Here is an 18380-nt window from a genome sequence, read left to right on the forward strand (position 1 = left end):
TGAAATGTGGAATGCAGACCCGAGCGGCAAAGGCGGGGGATGCCACGCCCGCCAAGCGTACGGACGTTTGACAATTCACCCCTTCATCGTAAACTGGTTGTCAATTACGAGGACACTCATGCGAATTCAGAAGAGCGAACAATTGACCAGCATCGTCCTGTCGGTGTTTCAGCTGAACGGCCGGCTCCTGGCCTGGGGCGACAGCTTCGTGGCCCCGCTGGGATTGACGAGCGCGCGCTGGCAAATGCTCGGCGCACTTGCGCTTGCCGGCAAATCACTGACCGCGCCGCAGATCGCGGCCAATATGGGCGTGACCCGGCAAGGCGCCCTGAAGCAACTCAATCTGCTTGCCGACGAAGGCTTCATCGAAGCGCACCCCAACCCCCTGCACAAGCGCTCGCCGCTATACATGCTCACCGAGCGCGGCCAACGCACCTACCGCACGGTGGACCAGAAGTGGCGGGAGCACGCGGCAAAACTTGCCGCCGCATTCAGCGCGGCCGACCTGGAGGCCACCGCCAGGGTGGTCGAGGGCCTTGCTGCGATGCATGTCGAGGTCGACGCGGAAGTGGACACCGGCGCATAGCGCACCCGCGCCTGGGCAAGCACGATCAAGCGGGGCGACAGCAGGATGCGCCTGGCAGGCTGGCGCCGTTGCATTTCCTTACCGCCTTCCGCCGGCCACCATATTGACAACCAGTTTCCATTCATGGAAACTGGTTGTCAATCTTTGAGAGCAGAAGGAGAAGATCCATGAAACCGATCGTGCATGGCATCGCCGGCAGCGTGGCAATGCTGACCGTAGCCACCTTCTGGATGTCGACGGTCATCTCCGAGGCGTTCTTCGACCACGCTGCCGTGGCGCTGGTCAAGCAATGTGTGGTGTACGGGCTGGCGCTGCTGATTATGGCCATGGCCGCCACTGGCGCGTCCGGCTTTGCCCTCTCCCGGCACAGGCGGGGCCGCATCGTGGACGGCAAGAAAAAGCGCATGCCCCTGATCGTCGCGAACGGTCTGCTGATCATGTTGCCCTGCGCGCTCTTCCTGAGCGCCAAAGCGCAGGCCGGCGAGTTCGACACCTTGTTCTACGTCGTCCAGGCCATCGAGCTGGCAATGGGTGCCTTGCAGCTGACCCTGCTGGGCATGAGCTTTCGTGACGGCATGCGGCTGGCTGGCAAGCTGAAGCTGAAGGCGCAATGAACGTGCGTTAGCCCTGCGATCTCCCTCGGATCCCGGGCTTGAAGGCAGGCTAAGGCGCGACGCCGCCGCTTTACAAAGAACGCCAGAGATCACTTCTCTTTCCGCGCATGCACCTGTGCGGCGGCCACCGCTATTGAAACCGGGGGTCAAGTTGCTCCTGGCGCTCGGCCTCGGCCTTGATACGGTGCAATTCGCCAACCGAATACGCAGCCTCATCACGGTCAATCAGCCGTTTGAACCTTGGACGGTCACGTTGCGCCGGTGAGCGGAATCAGCTCGTAAAAGACGGGCAGGCTTCGCGGAATGGAAGCCTGCCCCAAGTTGACAAGGAACTGTGCGTTCCTGTCGTTGTTAACGTCAGTTCGGCCCGCACCTTTCGCAATTTTTTGTAAGTGACCGAAGCGACTCGCGTGAGCGTCACCCCTCAACGCCACCTCATTCAGTCTTTGCCTTGTGGAAAAATTCTTGGATGAGCTTGGCCGACTCCTCCCAGAGTGCTGGTGCACCGCGCTCGATAGGTGGTCGATAACGTGCAAGGGCCTGTTCTTCAGTGACCTGACACTCCACCCAGCTGCCACCTCCTGTTGCCGCGTTGTGGACCAACGGCTGAAAGCGGTCCAACGCTTTCGCAAACCTTGCGTCGTCGCTTTCCGCCGCCTCAAATTCGGACCAGAGACTGCGAAACTCCGCGGCCTGTACGTCCGGCAACAACGAGAAGATTCGCTCAGCCGCCTGTTGTTCCAGTTCAGCCTGACCGGCGCGCGCCGACGGGTCGTGAAATGGAACATCGCCTGCGTCAATCTCCACGATGTCGTGGATGAGAAGCATCTTCACAACTCGTACCACGTCAACAGGCGCTGCTGCATGCTCCGCCAAGACGAGGGCATACATGGCGAGATGCCAGGAATGTTCGGCACTATTCTCTCGACGCGACTGATTGATCAGCCGCGACATCCGTACGACGCTCTTCAGTTGGTCAATCTCACGGAGGAAGGAAAGTTGGCGTTCCAGATTGGCAAGGTTCATGTTGGATACAAATGGCCTAGGTATCTCAGGGAAGTTTAGCAGCCGCATGCCAGCAGCAACCCTGGGCCCTAGCGATACGTCTGGGGGTCAGCGGCAGTTCGGACCTGACTCTAGCCACGGTCAGTGGTGGAGAACACGCTTCAAACAGTGGACGACTACGAAGCTATGCTGCCTTGGAACTTATGCCACCGACGTCGACACCCAGACACGTGCTCAGAGAACGTGCAGGTCGTGCAGCGTGGCAAAGTAATGGGTTCCCGACCGCCGGAACTCAAATTGAGCGGTAAGGTCGGTCCACGCTCCTTCAAGTGGCAAGTCAATGTCGACCCAATAACCGGTACCGTCATCAAACGCACCGGTCGAAATGCGAGGCCGCTCGCTTGAGGCATGTGGGTCCGTAACTGCGGGCTCAGTCCCCCCGCCATACTCGATGAGTGCACGACGAACGTCTGCAGTAGTCCAAAGCACTCCATAGTAGTTTGGCACTTCCACCAAAGCCATGGCGCCGTCCCAGTCTCCACGGGCCAGGAGATCAACCCAGGACTCTACATACTGGATGAGAGCGGATTCAATATTGGCTGAGTGGAGGACTGGCATCGCGAACCGCGGGAGAAGGTCTGGAATGCAAAGACGCATTTTGCACTATTGCGAGCTGGCAGGAGACCCAACATGGCGCTCCGTCTGAGTTCATCTGACGCCCAACACTAGCGTGACTCGGGGGAGCCGTGCATTCTCGACCGCTTACCGATATCTCGTCGCCTTGTTAAAGGGTTGTCCCTCGCAAAGACTGTCGACCTACGAAGCTCTGCTACCCTGGAATCTCAAGACATCAGCTATCTAGCCGACTCCGCGTGCGGCAGAAGGAGCTTTGTCAACCGACCCGTACGCTATACGATAACTACCGAGTGTCTACCATGGCTATGTCAATCTTGTTCAATGGTCATACTGAAGACATTGCGTCTCTAGAAGAACTGCGGCACGCGCTGGGCCGCTTTGACGACGTGCCCCAGTTTGAGCTGTGGGTGTCCGTCCCGGACGGGCCAAGCATTTGCATGCTGAGGAACTGCGAACATGCCTGGCTTATGTACCTGCGTCATGAAGGTGACAGTGGCTTTACTTCGATTGGTGAGGCCAGCCAGTTGGGCAACGAAAAATACATCCTGAGCAACGGTCAAAAAGACGAGTACCCGGTAGCGTGGTGCATCGAGGTCGAACAGTGCTACAAGGTCATCGCATACTTCTATGTGAATGACGGAGCGCGACCGGAATGGATTCAATGGCTTGAGAGCTAGTTGCGGGGCGTGCGCCTACCCGCCCGATCTGATGGAGGCCGAGCCGGCACCGCGCGCGTCGAGAGCGAAGGCTGCCGAGTAGCCTGCCCCCGCAATACGGAATAATGCGCGGCGAAATTTCCACACGTTAATGTACCCCTCACCTTAGGGGCATACGACCGCCTGAATGTATGGGACATTTAGATAAGGCGGTTTTAAGGGCCGCCCAATGCCAAATCACGTCCGCAGATATGCGGACTTTTTTTTGAGCGTGCCTCGCAAGAAGACATTTAGAAGCCTTCAGCCGATGCCGCACAAATGGAAGGAAAAAAAGGAAAAATGTTCAAATTACACGCCTCCCGCATTGCCATGCTGGCACTGGTGGCTTCCTTGGCCGCCTGCGGTGGCGGCGGCGATGACAATAGTGCTGGCCTAGCCTTGATCCGCACGAAGACGCCTCCGGCGACGGCCGAAGGCTTGTACTCTGGCTCATCCAGCAACGGCTTCCAGATTGCTAGCATGGTCTTGGACAACGGCGAGTACTACGTGGTCTATGGGAAGGCCGGCACCGGCTACGGGGTCGTCCAGGGTAATGGCACGTCAGTAAACGGGGCGTTCTCGTCCACCAATGGACTCGACTTTGTGGGTGGCCAAACACCCACACCGGTCACAATATCGGCCACCTACGCCGCCAAGCGCTCACTGCAGGGCACTGTGACCGGGGGCCGCCAGAGCTTCACGTTCACCGCCGCCTACGATCCCATTTACGACACCCCTGCCTCTATCGCCTCGATTGTCGGAACCTATTCTGGTGCTTCCGTGACCGGCAGCGGCGTAGCTCTCATCAAATTCACTGTGGCCGCAAACGGCAGCTTCAGCGGCACGTCCACCGTTGGCTCTAGCGTTTGCAGCCACACCGGAACCCTGGCGCCGCCGGCCGGCGCCAAGAATGTCTTCAACCTTTCAATGACCTTCGGTGACAGCGGCTGCGGAGCGGGCACAGCCACCGCATCTGGGTATGCAGTACCAGACTTGAGTGGCAGCACCCCTATGTTGCTCGCGATGGGCGTGCTAGCGGACCGCAGTGATGGTGTACTGGTGATCGGCACCAGGCAATAGGCAGCGCTAACCCGCCTTCGCTCTATTGAGGCGCCGGAGACGTCAGCGCAGGTGTCTACCTGCCGCCTACACCCGTTTTTCTCGCCCTCAAGGAGCTACTCGTGGCCGGTCTGCGCAATCCACGCGGCTACGCGCGCCGGCGACAGGATCCCGAACTCGAACAGTGCCGGCTCGACATGTGGTCACCAGCGCGTGGCGTGAACCGGCGACAGAAGACTTGCTGGTCCATGCGGACTCCAAAAATGAAAATGCCCGCGCGCGGCGGGCGTAAAAAAACACCTGTAGAGGCGGATGTGTCTGCTGTCACACTTACGAATCTACTCTGGAGATCTAAAGTGAAAGTGCTCGCTACTCTTGGTCATCAACAGGATTCACCGAGTGCCAGGCTGATCCCTCTCAGGCGCCTGGCTTTTTTCAGGTTCATCGCCGATTTCCGGGCAGGCTGCTCGGGTCTTGAAAAAACAACCGCGGCTGCGAGATAAGGACGTGGACAATCACACTGGGAACGAACTGCGCTTGATGCTGGAACGCAAAAAGCCGCTGTCGATGTTTTACTATAGCAAGGCAAACGACGACAAAGGCGTGTTGCCTATCGAGGACTTCTTGCCGCACGTCGAAGACGGGTCGATGACAATGGAGGAGTTCGACATCGGTTTTCCGTCAAGCAGTGGCTATGCGGTAATTACATACGTCCTCTACGCTGCACGCGGCGAAGAATGGAGAATTCCCGCAATGGAGTTAGTCTTGGCAGCGCAGCGGGACAACCTCCATAGTCCTGACGAGGGCATCGATCGGATCATTGGAATGCTGCTCGGCTATTCGAAAGAGAGCATCGATGAATTTGTCCGACAAGGGATCCTAGCCAAAACCTATGGTGGGCTGAATCTCCCTGCATAGGGGTCCATAGCGGCATTGACTCGCTCCTTACGCCGGGCAGGTCGAGCGATGCGATTGGGACCAACAAGCGACTTCAGTCGCTCCCCCGCAGATCGGCGCCTCGTGCCTATGGTCAATGCACACGCCGCAGCTCGCCACGCTCGTCGCTGCGCTCAATCAGCAGGGGCGCAGTTGCGCGGCGGTGACCAGTGCATCAGCCATGATTGCCCCCGTCACCGCGTCGCGCACTTCCCCCGCCACCTCGGCCAGGTTCTTGTCGCGCCGGCGCTCGTTGACATACTCCCGGCGACTTGAGCCAAACCGACCACTCACAGTGTGAGTCCGTTATACGAAAAACACATATGGATTGAGATGTTCATTGCAAATTAGTCTAGTCCATAACGCCTCCGCTACCCTATACACTCATGTCACACGTCGGCTGAGCACAAGCCGCCCGGCGCTAGGGCTGCCCTTTCCGTCTGAAAGGCTTCGGTGGTGACCGCCTCGTTGGTCGGCTAGATACAGCAGCGGCGAGGGGATACCGGTCTCTGTGGGGAAGAGTTGAGACGACCGGCACGCGGGCGAAGATAGCGCGTTCGAATGACTGTCGGAATCATCCAGCTAGGGTGACGGAAGGCCCCCCGATACAAGCACATCGGGGGGCCTTCGGCTGTCCCTTTCATCCCTCAAGAAGGATCCAGAGCATCCATCTTTGCTTAGAGATTGGTGCAGGAATAACCTGATGAAGGATCTCTGCCGCTTCACGTTTTGAACCGCTTCGCGGTTGGGCAGCCAAGGCAGGAGCTTTGACAGCGAGTGCCCTTGCTTACCGCTACCTGCCCAAAGCTTGCAATTCTCCTTACGCCCTCCTCATTCCTCGGCGATGAGGAACCGATTCGGATTCTTTCCGATCCACACCGGCGCCACCCACGCCCCGACCACGTTTTGCCAGTCTTGGGGTCTCGGTACTCCTGGTGGTGCCGCTGATCAAGCGGATGCTGGCGGGCGAGCCAGTCACCGCTGCCTGGTTCCACGCGGAGTGCGTACCCAAGATCACTGGTGCACCTGGGCTTGCTACCGCGACGATAGCTCGCAATGAAGTGCCAAGAACGGCGGACGATGCCACCAAATCGCACTGAGCCCGACCAGGCGACCGGGGCCGGCCCGACACCTCGATCAACGGGTAATCCGAGTGCGGCCATACCTTGCTGAGGTCGAACAGCCGGAGGCGGTTCCTCGCAGCAAAGCGATGTCACCGTCCAGCAGATACTCGACCTGGTAGTGGCAATACGGATTCATCGAATCCTTGGAGGGCATCATCGAAACAGGGAGCGCGCTGGCGCAGGCAAGACCGCGCATGGGAATATATCGCGCGGACCCGGTCAGTCCGGCGCGCAAGAAGGCGTCGGCAGGGGCGGCCATCTAATACCTTGGTATTAGCCGCGGCGGCCAGCGCGCGGGCGGGATCGGAGCGATACCACGGTATGATTCCATGGAATGCGCTGGCGCGTTATCCTCGACGCAATCGATGGGAGTCTCTTGCGAGCTTCGTCATCGCTCATGACAACCAAGGAGCCCCGTGTGCCAGTTGCCCCGGTGATCGCCATCGTCGACGACAATGCTTCTGTCCGACAAGCCCTGGGAAACCTGCTTCGCTCCTTCGACATGGTTGTCGAGCTCTACGCAAGCGGGAACGACCTGCTGCAATCCCGTGCCCTCGATGCCGTCTCGTGCCTGGTCACCGACGTGCAGATGCCCGAGATGAACGGCTTCGCGCTATGCGAGGCCCTGCGCATGCGTGGGCTGTCCATCCCCGTCGTCTTCATGACGGCGTTCCCCGAGGAGAGTTACCGGCAACGCGCAGAGGCAATCGGCGCCATCTGCTTTCTGAGCAAGCCGTTCATGGACCCCGAGATCATCCAATGCATCGAGAGTGCTCTCGCGCACGGCAGTGCCAAGACCCCGCACCAAAGGCGCTGACGCTGCCCGACAGCGCGTTGACCCGAGCGCACGGCACGCGCCACGAACGGTTGGCCCTGGGGCTGGCCGGCTTCTTTGCCGCCGCCTCGATCCGCGCGGCCGACACGCTGCTGCCGGCGTTGTCGCGCGACTTCGGCATATCCGCGGGCAAGACCGGGCTGGCGGTGACCAGCTTCACGCTGGCGTATGCCGCCTTTCAGATGATCTACGGGCCACTGGCCGAGCGCACGGCAAGCTGCGTGTGATCTCGGTCGCGCTGCTAGCCTGCGCGGCGGCCAATTTCAGCCAGTCGCTGGCGCCAAGCTTCCCGTGGCTGGTGGTATTGCGCGCCATGGCCGGTGGCGCCAGCCTGGGATTCGGTCATGGGTGGGGTCGCTAAGTTCCAGGGGCCCTGGCCCGCCATGAGGCCGACGGCCAGAAGCACCCGCAGGCGTGGCCGGCGGCGATACCACCGGTTGATGAGCCCATTGTGCGAACACCGTCACCTTCCGTCTACCCATACCACCGGACGATGGCGCCCCGCGCGGGCACTGTCTATGATAGAGCATCGAAGCGGTCCAACCTTCAATTGCCTAGCGCCCCATCATCGAATGATCCTGTCCGTGCCGACATCCGTCACCGGGCAAGCGTGCCTTCTCCATAGCAGCGGCGCACATCGCTGCCTGCCTCGCCCGCCTTGTCTCGCCCGGGGCATGGCGAGATGAGCGCTGGCGACTTTCCCGCCCGCTCCGACGCGCAGCCCGGCAGCGAGCGGTCCGTTGTGACACTGTCGGACTACCTCTTCACTCCCGTCAAGCAGGACGGGATCCTAGCGCTCTCGCGCGGCCGCCACCAGCATGTTGCGCGGACCATCCTGCTGGCGCACGCAGCCACCGCGGATACTGAGGTGGGGGGCGAGGCGGAGCGCCAGCTCAACCACGAATTTGCACTGCGCGACCTGCTCGATGGCGCCTGGGCCCTCAAGCCGCACACCAGCGTGCGCCGCCACGCCGGCGTGGCGCTGGTCTATGACGACCTGGACGCCACGCCGCTGTCGCTGCTGCCGCCCGGGCCGCAACCGGTGGCGCGGCTGCTGTCCATCGCCGTAGGCGCCGCCAGCGCGCTGCGCAGCCTGCACGAAACCGGGCTGGTCCATCAGGCGATCATGCCGTCCAACCTGTTCGTCGATGATACCGGGCACTGCCGTATTGGCGGGTTCGGCCTGGCGACACGACAACAATGCGAGATCGCGGACACGCTGCCCCCGCACCTCCACCTGGCCGGCGAGGCGCCCGCCTATATGTCGCCCGAGCACACCGGCAGGACACGCCACGTCCGGGACGCACGCAGCGATCTCTACTCGCTGGGCGTGACGCTGTACAAGCTCGCCACCGGCCACCTGCCCTTCGTGGCACGGGTCCCCGGCGATCTCAGCGAGTGGGCGCATTGCCACATCGCCAGCGAGCCGGTCCCGCCCCATGTGCAGGCTGCCGCCGTGCCCGAGGCGCTGTCGCTCTTGATTCTCAAGCTGCTGGCCAAGCGCCCCGCGCGCCGCTACCAGTCGGCCGCGGGGCTCGAAGCGGACCTGAGGCGATGCCGCACACTTTGGGATACGCTGGGCCGCATCGACCCGTTCGAGCTGGGTACGCACGACCAGCCCGCGGAGCTGGAGCTGCCCGGCCGCCTGTATGCCCGCGAGGCGGAGCTGGCGATGCTGCAAAACGCCTTCGACTACGTGGCCATGAGCGGCAACCACGCGCTTGCCGTGGTCACCGGCACTTCGGGCATCGGCAAGTCGGCGTTGCTGGAAACCTTCCTGCAGGGCTTGCGGCAGCGCCCAGCCTGTTGCGCGGCAGGCAAGGGCGACCAGTTCCGGCGTGAAGTGCCGTACACCGCACTGGCGGAGGCGTTCCAGGGATTGGTGCTGGAGATACTGGGGCAGCCCGACGCCGCCGTTCGCGACTGGCAGCAACAGGTGTCGCAGGCACTGGGCCCATATGGGCAACTGGCCGTCAACATGATCCCGGCACTGGAGCTGCTGGCCGGCAAGCTGCCGCCGGTGGCCACCTCGACAGGCCCCGAGGCACAAGAACATTTCCACATGGCGATGCACAACCTGGTGAACGCCTTCGCCCGCTACGATCGCCCGCTGGTGTTGCTGGTCGACGATCTGCAATGGCTGGACGCCCCTTCGCTGAGCCTGCTCGAACACCTGCTGGCCAACCCCTCGCCTCTGCCCCTGCTGCTGGTCGCAAGCTCCCGCGAAGCCACCGCGGAACTAGGCCTGCAGGTGCCGCCGGGCACACCGGAACCGACGCACGCCAGGCTGCGCCGCAAGGCCGCCCGGGTGTACGAGGTGGCGCTGGCCGAGCTCGACGTCAACGCCATAACCACCCTGGTGGCCGACACCCTGCGCGCGCGGCGACGCGACCTGCAGGGGCTGGCCGCGCTGATCCACGCCAAGACGCTGGGCAACCCCTTCTTCGTCGGCCAGTTCCTCAAGACCATGGTGGACGACCGTCTGATCGTGCGCCGCCCCGACGATGCCAACTGGCACTTCGACCTCGAAGGCATCCGCCGGCGCGACTATACCGACAACGTCGCCGGCATGGTGCTACGGCGGCTCGAGCGCCTGCCCGCGCGCACGCGCACACTGCTGGGCGGCATGGCGTGCCTGGGCCGGCACTCCGACATCGCCCTGCTGTGCGCGATCTACGGCATCGACGGGCGCGCGCTGCACGCGGTGCTGGCCCCGGCGCACGCCATCGACGCGGTGCACCAGGAAGAGCAGCGCTACGCCTTCTTCCATGACCGTGTGCAGGAGGCCGCCCACGGCTTGCTGTCGCCGGCCGAGCGCAAGCGTATCTACCTGAGCGCCGGCCGCCTGCTCGCCAGGGCCGCGCAGGCGGACGACCGCGACGAGCCCCTGTTCCACGCCACCGAACTGTTCGCGCAGGCGGCCGAGCTGGTGGCCGACGCCGGCGAGGCCATCGACGTCGCGCGGCTGAGCCTGCAGGCCGCGCGCCGCGCCAAGCGCGCCATCGCCTATGCCTCCGCCGTGACTTACCTGGACAGCGGGCTTTCGTTCCTGCGCGCGGCGGCAGCATCCGGCAGCGAAGTCCCTGCGCCGCTGATGTTCGCGCTGATGCAGGAACAGGCGGAATGCGAATTCCTGCTCGGCAACCTAGCACGCGCGCTGGATCTGGCGCTACGCCTTCTGGCGATGCCCGCCACGGCGCCGCAGCGTGCCGCCATCCACCAGCTCAAGACCGAGATCCACACGCGCCGCTCCGAGAACGCGCTAGCGGTGGAAACCGCGGTGGCCGGCCTGCAAGCCTTCGGCATCCGGCTGGCGGCGCATCCGCCAGCCTCGGCCTGCGACACCGCCTATCTCGACATCCGCGCCCGACTGGCAGGCAGCGCGCTGGAAGCGCTGCTCGATCTGCCGCCGATGTCCAACCCCGACATCGAGGCAGCCATGGCGCTGCTGGCCGCGCTGTCGGCCCCGGCCAGCTTCACCGACGAGCACCTATTCTTCCTTCACCTGTGCGAGATGCTGCGGCTGACGCTGGAGCATGGCATGACCGGTGCGTCCACCGCCGCGCTCAGCTGGTTCGGCGTGCTGGTGGGGCACCGTTTCGAGGACTACCAGGAAGGGTTCCGCTATGGACATCTGGCCCGCGAGCTGGTCTCCCGCCACAGCTACCTGGCCTACGAGGCCAAGACGCTGCTGCCTCTGGACCAGCTGAGCGTGTGGACCCATCCACTGTCGTTCTCGATCGACTGCGCCCGCGCGGGCTTTTCCGCGGGCGTCGCCAACGGCGATATCACCACAGCCTGCTTCGAGTGCTGTCATCAGGTGGCCAATCTGCTCACGCGCGGAGATACCCTGGACGAAGTCTTGGCCGAAGTGCAGCGCGGCCTCGACTTCGTGCGCCGCGCCGGCTTTCAGGATGTCGAGGAAATCCTGCTGCTACAGCAGCATTTCGTCGACGGACTGCGCCAGCCCCACTTTCCCTTGCGGCCTGCGGCGCCGGCCTTGCTGGACGATCTCGGGCCCAGCCGGACGTCGCGGGAGCGGATGTCGACGCTGGATTTCTGGCACTGGATCTACTTGGCCACGACCCGCTACATGGCGGGCAACTATGACGCCGCCGCAGCCTGCCAGCAGCGCGCCGCGGCATTGGCATGGTCGGCGCCCGGCCACATTCACCTGCTGGACTTCCATCTGTACAGCGCCCTGACGCTCGCGGCCACCGCGCGCCCCGGCGCGCTGCAATACACGGCGCAGCGCGAACGTCTGATGGCACACAGCCAGAAGATCGACGGATGGGCCGCCGCCAATCCCGCGACGTTCGCCGACAAGTCGCTGCTGGTCCAGGCCGAGATCGCCCGGCTGGACGGAGACACCCTGGCCGCGCTGTCGCTGTTCGAGAAGGCGATTTGGCGTGCCGACGAGCAGGGCTTCATCCAGTACTCCGCCCTCGCCCACGAACTGGCGGCCCGCCTGTGCGCCGGCAGCAGCTTCCAGACCGCCGCGCAGGCGCATGCCAGGGCAGCGCGCGACGCATACCGGCGCTGGGGCGCCACCGGCAAGGTGGCGCAGCTGGAATCAATGCACGCGGGCCTGGCGGACAGTAGCCCGCAGAAGGCTTATGCGCTGGCGGGCAGCCCGCAAATCCGTGACGTGGAGAGCGTGATCCGCTCCGCCCGCGCGCTGACCGAGGAGATCCACCTGGACAAGCTGGTGGACACCCTCATGACCATTGCGCTGGAACATGCCGCCGCCCAGCGCGGCCTGCTGATCAGGCTACACGGCAGGACGCCGATCATCGAGGCGCGCGCCCACACCACGTCCAGCGGCATCCTCGTCGAGCTGGCGCAGGACGCGCCCGGGGCCGATGACCTGCCCATCTCCATGCTGAACACCGTAGTCCGCACCGGACAGCGGATCATCGTCGACGATGCGAGCGGCCCCAACCCCTTTGCCATCGACAGCTATTTCCACCAGCAGGCGCACGGTTCGGCAATGTGCATCCCGATGCTCAAGCGCAACGAGCTGATCGGCGTGCTTTATCTGGAAAACCGGCTGATCCGCGACAGCTTCACCGTGGCACACACCAGGGTGCTGGAACTGCTCGCCGCGCAAGCCGCCATCTCGCTCGAGACCGCCCGTCTCTATGACGCTTTGCTCGCGGAGAATGCACGGCGCGAACGCGTGGAACGGGCAATGCGCGCGAGCGAGGCGTCGCTGGTAATGGGCGAACGCATGAGCCACACCGGCAGTTGGCGCTGGGACCTGCGCCAGAACGTGTTCACCTGCTCGGAGGAGCTGTGCCGCATCTTTGAGTTCGATGCGGCGCAGTCCGTGTTCCTGCTGGAGGATTTCGCTGCGCGTATCCATCCGGACGACCGCGCGGTGGTGCTGGAGATGGTCGATCTGCACGTGGCGGAAGAACGCCCGATCCGCGTGGAATACCGCATCGTCAGGAGCGATGGCGAGATTCGGTATCTCGCTTCGATCGGCAAGCCGCTGTCCGTCGACGGCGATGCGCTGGACTACGTCGGGACCGTGACCGACGTCACCATGCGCCGGCAGGCCGAGGACGCGCTGCGCAATGCTCAGGCCGACTTGGCACGGGTGGCCCGCGCGACCACGGTAGGCCAGCTCACCGCCTCCATCGCGCACGAGATCAACCAGCCGCTGATGTCGATCGTCTCCAATGCCGGCGCCAGCCTGCGCTGGCTCGACCGCGCCGCGCCCGAGATCGGCAACGCCCGCGAGGGCCTGGTTGCCATCGCCAGCGAAGGCCAGCGCGCCGGGGACATGATCCGCAGCCTGCAGGCGCTGACGCGCAATGCCGCGCCGGTGCTGGCGGCGATCGACATGCACGAGGCGATCCGGCACATCCTGGCCATCGCGCGCAGCGAAATCGAGCGGCGCCAAGTGTCGCTGCAGCTGGCCATGGATGCTCCGTCGTCACAGGTTTTCGGCGATGGCGTCCAGATCCAGCAGGTGCTGCTGAACCTTGTGATCAATGCCGTGGAGGCGATGAGCGAGGTCACCGACCGCCTGCGCATGCTGCGTGTCGCCACCGACATCGTCGAAGGCGTCTACCTGCAGGTCAGTGTGGAGGACACCGGCACTGGCATGAGCAACGACGCCATCAAGCACGCCTTCGAACCGTTCTACACCACCAAGATCAACGGCATGGGCATGGGGCTGGCCATCTGCCGCTCCATCGTCGAGGCCCACAATGGCCGCCTGTACGCCGCGCCCCGCCTGCCGCACGGGTGCGTGTTCGCCTTCGTCATTCCGCTCTGTATGCCGAAGCCAGCGGCTGACCAGGGCACGGCCTCCGAAGCGCGGCGCCGGTGTCAGCCGCCGGAGGATGGCTAGCGACGATCCCCCTGTACGGCTGCGCTTTCCATGCGCTGACCGGTGTGCAAAAACGGAATGCAGGGGGCGCCCGAAGGCCAGCCCTCTGTCAAATAATTCGACTTATGAAGTGCCGTCCGAACTGTGGGGGCCTGCTGTATTGCTCCATCTATGTCCAGTCCGATTCCTGGGATGCCTTTCGGGAAGGCCGCAGGCGAGACGTGCGTGCAGCTTGACGGCGACATGCGGTGCAAGATTTTTGGTCATCCTGACCGTCCGCCAGTGTGTGGCTCGCTCCAGCCAAATATAGGCATGTGTGGAGACGGTCGAGCATTGGCTGCGTGGCCCGTGACCGGGACGAACTCCACAGCGGTCGCTGCAGGATTTGTGCTGGCCCCGATCACCACCGATTCACAACAGCACAAGTGACAACTTACAAAGCGGCTGACCGGCCAGGCAAAAGCGAATACACCCCGAGACGTACGGGCCAGCCGCTTTCAGCCTCCCGACAACGTGAACCTCTGCCTGGCATTGTGGAGCAACTTATGCTGGCTTGATCATATCCCGCGCATATGCCAGGCCGGTGCCATAGCCGCCCCCGTGCTCGACAACAATTGCCCTAGCTTTTTCGTACGTATCATGGCGCGTCCAGTCCCTTTGGAATTCCAACAGCAGTTGCAGCCACGATGTCATGACGGCGCCAGCCGACGCCATACGGCGCAGGGCCAGTTCGTGGCTGGTCGGCGTTAGACCGCCGCAAGCATCCGCGACAACAACAACTTGGTAGCCTTCCGCCAGCGCAGACAGCACTGGAAAGCTCACACAGGCTTCAGTCAGCATTCCTGCGATGACCAGCGTTTGCTTACCGGTGACTTTCACTGCCTCTCGGGCGGCATCGTCCTCCCAGAGATTCATGTTGCGACGTTCAATCGGCGCGACATTCGGCAATACCTCACGGAATGCAGGCATTAGTGGGCCGCTATACACCTTCGTAGCGGATGTTGAGGCGACGACGGGCACGTCGAACGCTACAGCGGTCTTCGCGAGCGCGAGCCCATTGCTGCGCAGGATCTGCGGGTCTTGCGAGCCGGCGGCAAATGCCAGGCCTGCCTGTTCGTCAACCAGGATCAATGCGCAATCGGCGGGTTCAAGCAACTTGAGTTTGGACATGCTCGTCTCTCCTTAATGAAGGTAAATCGGGGACGACATTGGTATGACGGCGCCCGTGGAAAAAAGGATGCGAAAGCCGCCGTCGAAGAAATCGACGGCCAGCCCTTTAGACTTTGGTACCGTATTGTCACGGGGTATTTCCCGCCATGCACTCAATGACAAACGTTCGACACTACCAGCCATACTTCAACTCGAGGCCGACATAATCGGAGTTTCGACCGCCTGCACTTCGCAGCGCATTGCCGGCCTGATAGTGGACGGCTTCAACAGCGCTTGTCAGCGTTTTGGTCATGGCCCAATCCGCGCGCAATTGCAGGTAAGCACCGGTCCAATGCCCTCCTTGTCCGGCCGTGCCCGGTACGGGAGTGCTCGGCTGTTGATAGACAGCATCAGCCGTAGAGTGACGCCACTGAAGGCCTACGGCTCCCAGCAGCGTTAGGTCGGCTTTCGGCTTTAACGTGATGGACGGCTTCAGATGGATAACGTTGGAGTATCCTGTGTATCCGGCCAACGTGAAGTAGTAGCCGTTGGGAAACAACGGATTGAACGTTCCCGTCGACCCATCCTTCGAATGCCGATCCCCAGAGGCCATGTCCAACTGGATGCCGATGCGAGGGGACCATGGAGAAGCAAGGGTGTAGCCGAACACGGATCCCAAAGCCCACGCTGATATGGATTTCGTACCGACGCGGCCGGATTGATACATCCCCTCGACATCCCAGTCGACCGCCCCCCGCTTGCCCGAGTACCGAAGGTCGTACACATTGCGGTGTTCGCCGCCCGATGCGTCGATGTAACTTGCACCGGTCTTGTTATACGCCGAATAGTAGCCAGACAAATCGCCCGGGCCGACATCCTTCCGATCGAACCGTACACCGCTAAAGGTCAAGTGCCTGTTGGAGACATCATCGAACACGCTTGCCTTGCGGTTCTGCACGGGCTGCGTCAGATAGCCAAGGAAGCGCCATTTATCCAACTCGTAGTCGACCCATACCGCATCGTAGGCCTGCCGCACGTTTGGGCCGTCCCGCACTGAGATGAACCGCTGCAAATCGAACGCCATTTCTTGGCGGCCTACACGAAACTTGAACGTGCCGGGGCCCAGTGGGGAAACCCACGCGACAAAAGCCTGCTGTACATCAACGGGATTCCTGTCCACTGCGGACACAGAGTCCTTTCCAAACACACGCGCATCTGCGAGCTGGGCAAAAAATTGCAGATGCCGTCCCAGCCTGACGTCTGCGCTCACGTCCGCACGCTGCAACAGATAACTATCAGCCCTGCTCGTACCAATGCCGAACAATGGAGCGTTGTTGTACTCAAACCGTTCGCGAAGATTTGCGCCCAGCGAAAGGTAGGAATGGGGATCCCCACCAAGCGGGACATACTTTAGATCGTCAAGAGGCTGCCGCGGCACGCACGGGTCCGCCAGCACCGACCAATCCTCTTGCCAGCGGTTGAACAATGGGATTGGACGGTCTGCGCCGCAAACAATCTTCGCGTCTTCTGCGTGGGCTATGCCTGCCGTTGCCAAAACCGCCAGAACTACCGCTGCGTAAGCAATAGGTCCCAGTCGGCTTGTGGAAGCAGCCAGGTGTTCTGCAGCCCTTGTTGAAGTTACTTTATGCATGTCAACCGAAACTTTAAACACGTTGTATCGCGCCACCCGCTCCGTCTTATGCACTTGCTAGCCCTCCAACCAGTGGCAAGCATGAGCTAACACAGCCGGCACCAGGTGGTGGTTTCAGCGTCGAAGCGCATGGACTTCTGCGATATAGCCTCCCGGAAACTCGACGACGGCGGCCTCCCGCTGCTCCGTTGAAAACGGGCCGACCAACACGACGGCACCGGATGCGCGAGCGCGCGACAAAGTCGCGGATAGATTCCTGATCTCGTAGCCTGTCGACTCGTGGCCAAAGGGAAACGGGAGATGGCCATCAGTGACTAGTACGGTCGTTTTGCCGAACTTCGATTCCATGCGGATGCGACGGTAGCTCTTAGTACCCTGTCCGATTTCCACTCCAGGGGCATTGCATTCGTCCGCCACAACGTCTCCGTTTGTGAACGCGATGTAGCTTCTTACGAACGCGTTTGCTCGATCCGGCGAGATGTAAACTCGGCTCTCCGGCACGGTCTCGAGTTGTTCGTAGTTCGGTGCCTGTGTATGCCAGTAGAGTTGCATGCTTACCCCGCCCGGCCACTCGATCACGGCATCTTTGCCGATCGGATCGGGGAACGCAGCCACACTGACCCCTGCGCCATGGTGTCGCGCGAGTGAAATGGCGGTATCAAGATCTTTGACAAGGTACCCGTGTCGCTCTTGTCCAAACGGATAAGGAATAGGTGTCTTGAAGCCGAAGACCGAGACGGTTCCGACCGGGGTATGGACGATTTGGGACGTCGCCATGCTTGGTGTCGGGGTTACCTGCAGCACGGTAGTTCCGGATTTATGGCCGCCGAATGTCGCGATAAAGCTATCAGAAAACCTCTCGACATCCGCGGGCGCCACATACACATGGGCGGTGTCGTATTGAGGGCCCACGCCCTGGTCCAAGGTGACCGCTTGCAGCGGAACAACGGGCGAAGAAAGTAGGGCACTTGCCAAGTAGCAAGCGCGAACCCGCCAAGAAAGTGTCATATGAGTCTGGAGCGCAGGAACGGTGTCGGCAAGGACATACCCGACACCGTCACCAACTTTGAGAACTGCAATCGGCTCGCCGTTGAGATGCTCTGTGCTTCCTGCCGGCGTAGGCCAATCTCTGCTTCACCGAACGACAATCCGCGTCCCGTGGTCCAGTAGAAGCTTCGGTTTAGCGGCGAGCCGGAACCGGAGCGATGGACTCATGCTTTGTTTCGGTCCGGGGAGCAGCCTTGTGCACCATGGTGTAGGCGTAGTCGACACCCATGCCATAGGCGCCCGAGTGTTCCTTCACCAGCTTCATGACGGCGTCATAGGTGTCGTGGTGGGCCCAGTCGCGTTGCCATTCGAGCAGCACCTGCTGCCAGGTCACCGGCACCACGCCGGCCTGCACCATGCGTTGCATGGCGTAGTCGTGGGCTTCCTTGCTGGTGCCGCCCGAAGCGTCGGCGACCATGTAGATCTCGTAGTTGCCTTCGAGCATGGCGCACAGCGCGAAGGTGGTATTGCAGACCTCAGTCCACAGGCCGGCCACGACCACCTTGTTGCGGCCGTTGGCCTTGAGCGCATCGCGCACCTTCTGGTCGTCCCACGAGTTCATCGAGGTGCGCTCCAGCGTCTTCTGGTCCGGGAACACGTCGAGCAGTTCCGGATAGGTGAAGCCCGAGAACGACTCGCTCTCGACGGTGGTGATCGTCGTCGGGATATTGAAGATCTTTGCCGCCTTGGCCAGGCCAACGAC

Annotated in this window: 15 protein-coding genes and 1 pseudogene; 9 read left to right on the forward strand and 7 right to left on the reverse strand. The window is 62.2% G+C overall.

The genetic code is table 11. The features are described 5' to 3' along the window. The first annotated feature begins 4 nt into the window (after window positions 1-4). The gene (locus AB4061_RS34570) at window positions 5-586 is read left to right on the forward strand and encodes a MarR family winged helix-turn-helix transcriptional regulator (RefSeq protein ID WP_441640658.1); all 582 of its coding nucleotides are present in this window, start codon (window positions 5-7) and stop codon (window positions 584-586) included. A 167-nt stretch (window positions 587-753) separates the two neighbouring features. After that, window positions 754-1200, forward strand: a complete 447-nt coding sequence (locus AB4061_RS34575; RefSeq protein WP_441640659.1) for a hypothetical protein — start codon at window positions 754-756, stop codon at window positions 1198-1200. A 435-nt stretch (window positions 1201-1635) separates the two neighbouring features. Here AB4061_RS34575 and AB4061_RS34580 read toward each other — a convergent pair whose 3' ends face one another. Then, on the reverse strand, window positions 1636-2226 hold the full coding sequence (locus tag AB4061_RS34580) for an HD domain-containing protein (protein WP_441640660.1): 591 nt from the start codon (window positions 2224-2226) through the stop codon (window positions 1636-1638). Between the two features lie 213 nt (window positions 2227-2439). Then, a complete protein-coding gene (locus tag AB4061_RS34585; RefSeq protein ID WP_441640661.1) occupies window positions 2440-2862 on the reverse strand; it encodes a DUF7668 domain-containing protein in 423 nt (140 codons plus the stop codon). A gap of 278 nt (window positions 2863-3140) precedes the next feature. Here AB4061_RS34585 and AB4061_RS34590 point away from each other — a divergent pair, with 278 nt between their 5' ends. The 3 genes from AB4061_RS34590 (at window position 3141) to AB4061_RS34600 (ending at window position 5513) form a co-directional block, all read left to right on the forward strand. Further along, entirely contained in the window at window positions 3141-3518 is a 378-nt protein-coding gene (locus tag AB4061_RS34590; RefSeq protein WP_441640662.1) for a hypothetical protein, read from the forward strand. Window positions 3519-3815: 297 nt separating this feature from the next. Further along, window positions 3816-4616, forward strand: a complete 801-nt coding sequence (locus tag AB4061_RS34595) for a hypothetical protein (protein WP_441640663.1) — start codon at window positions 3816-3818, stop codon at window positions 4614-4616. 453 nt (window positions 4617-5069) lie between these two features. Then, complete coding sequence (locus AB4061_RS34600; protein WP_441640664.1) at window positions 5070-5513, forward strand: hypothetical protein; 444 nt, start codon at window positions 5070-5072, stop codon at window positions 5511-5513. A gap of 156 nt (window positions 5514-5669) precedes the next feature. Here AB4061_RS34600 and AB4061_RS34605 read toward each other — a convergent pair whose 3' ends face one another. Then, window positions 5670-5825, reverse strand: coding sequence for a hypothetical protein (locus tag AB4061_RS34605; RefSeq protein ID WP_441640665.1), 156 nt, complete (start codon window positions 5823-5825; stop codon window positions 5670-5672). A gap of 1248 nt (window positions 5826-7073) precedes the next feature. On the opposite strand from AB4061_RS34605, the gene AB4061_RS34610 reads away from it, so the two are divergent. The 4 genes and pseudogenes from AB4061_RS34610 to AB4061_RS34625 all read left to right on the forward strand — a co-directional run bounded on the left by AB4061_RS34610 (window position 7074) and on the right by AB4061_RS34625 (window position 14259). Next, window positions 7074-7472, forward strand: coding sequence for a response regulator transcription factor (locus tag AB4061_RS34610; protein ID WP_441640666.1), 399 nt, complete (start codon window positions 7074-7076; stop codon window positions 7470-7472). A gap of 17 nt (window positions 7473-7489) precedes the next feature. Then, window positions 7490-7717, forward strand: coding sequence for an MFS transporter (locus tag AB4061_RS34615; RefSeq protein WP_441640667.1), 228 nt, complete (start codon window positions 7490-7492; stop codon window positions 7715-7717). Window positions 7718-8172: 455 nt separating this feature from the next. Continuing rightward, window positions 8173-13851 carry a trifunctional serine/threonine-protein kinase/ATP-binding protein/sensor histidine kinase gene (locus AB4061_RS34620; RefSeq protein WP_441640668.1) on the forward strand — a complete coding sequence of 1893 codons (5679 nt, stop codon included), beginning with the start codon at window positions 8173-8175 and terminating at the stop codon, window positions 13849-13851. Window positions 13852-13955: 104 nt separating this feature from the next. Beyond that, a pseudogene (locus AB4061_RS34625) lies at window positions 13956-14259 on the forward strand (YkgJ family cysteine cluster protein). A gap of 114 nt (window positions 14260-14373) precedes the next feature. Here AB4061_RS34625 and AB4061_RS34630 read toward each other — a convergent pair. The 4 genes from AB4061_RS34630 to AB4061_RS34645 all read right to left on the reverse strand — a co-directional run. Continuing rightward, window positions 14374-15000, reverse strand: coding sequence for a hydrolase (locus tag AB4061_RS34630; protein WP_441640669.1), 627 nt, complete (start codon window positions 14998-15000; stop codon window positions 14374-14376). 172 nt (window positions 15001-15172) lie between these two features. Continuing rightward, window positions 15173-16630 carry an alginate export family protein gene (locus AB4061_RS34635; RefSeq protein ID WP_441640673.1) on the reverse strand — a complete coding sequence of 486 codons (1458 nt, stop codon included), beginning with the start codon at window positions 16628-16630 and terminating at the stop codon, window positions 15173-15175. Window positions 16631-16744: 114 nt separating this feature from the next. Continuing rightward, a complete protein-coding gene (locus AB4061_RS34640; RefSeq protein WP_441640670.1) occupies window positions 16745-17638 on the reverse strand; it encodes a glyoxalase in 894 nt (297 codons plus the stop codon). A gap of 172 nt (window positions 17639-17810) precedes the next feature. After that, a partial coding sequence (locus tag AB4061_RS34645) for a hydrolase (RefSeq protein ID WP_441640671.1) occupies window positions 17811-18380 on the reverse strand: 570 nt, incomplete at its 5' end.

Source organism: Cupriavidus sp. YAF13 (assembly GCF_052113425.1).
GTDB lineage: Bacteria > Pseudomonadota > Gammaproteobacteria > Burkholderiales > Burkholderiaceae > Cupriavidus.